Source organism: Acidobacteriota bacterium, assembly GCA_033549365.1.
In the GTDB taxonomy this organism is placed as follows: domain Bacteria; phylum Acidobacteriota; class Aminicenantia; order Aminicenantales; family Saccharicenantaceae; genus JAWSUF01.
This window is the reverse complement of the sequence record JAWSUF010000068.1, coordinates 1-556: the sequence shown is the minus strand read 5'-3', so window position 1 is coordinate 556 and position 556 is coordinate 1. Positions and strand designations below refer to the sequence as shown.

The following is a 556-nucleotide window of genomic DNA, read 5'->3' as shown; positions in this document are numbered from 1 at the left end:
AGCCAGGCGGCAAATTCTTCATTGGCTTTAACCAGACCGTCGGCACGTACGCTTAAGATGATCGCCCGTAGTTTATGGAGCACATCATCGGCCCGCTCGGGGCGGTCGGCAATTTCCGGGTTAAGTTTGATCAGCGCTTCCCGCACCCACGGTTCTGCCAGCACTTCCTGGGTTTGCCGCGGCAGATCGGCCGGGCTGATGTAATACCAGCCAAGCCCGCCAGGGGTTTCATCTGGACCGGTCTCGCGAACCACTTCCGGTAGCCCGCGGCCTAAAGGACCAGCCAGGCGATCGCGGATGTAGGCTTCGACGGTGTTGGATTCGGTGAAGGCACTCATTATAAGAACCTCCCTATCAATTCTTTTTTAAACAAATCAAGAAATTTATCACGCTTGATTACTTTTAAACAAGATTGTTCTATCAGCTTGCGGTTGTATAGAAATGAATCTTGTGTTGTTTTATTAGGCATTGGAATTTCTATATTGCGCAATCCTTCAGTATTTATATTATAGTTCCCCGCACTCGACTTGACATAAGTTCTAAGTTGACGTCTTAC

General features: G+C 48.9%; 2 protein-coding genes. Both read right to left on the bottom strand.

Features of this window, described 5'->3' with window-relative positions:
• On the bottom strand, positions 1–338 hold a 338-nt coding region (locus SCM96_16085), incomplete at its 3' end, for a type I restriction endonuclease subunit R (GenBank protein ID MDW7762115.1).
• Positions 338–556, bottom strand: a 219-nt coding sequence (locus SCM96_16080) for a hypothetical protein (protein ID MDW7762114.1), incomplete at its 5' end; no start/stop codon positions are given. The genes SCM96_16085 and SCM96_16080, both read right to left, overlap by 1 nt.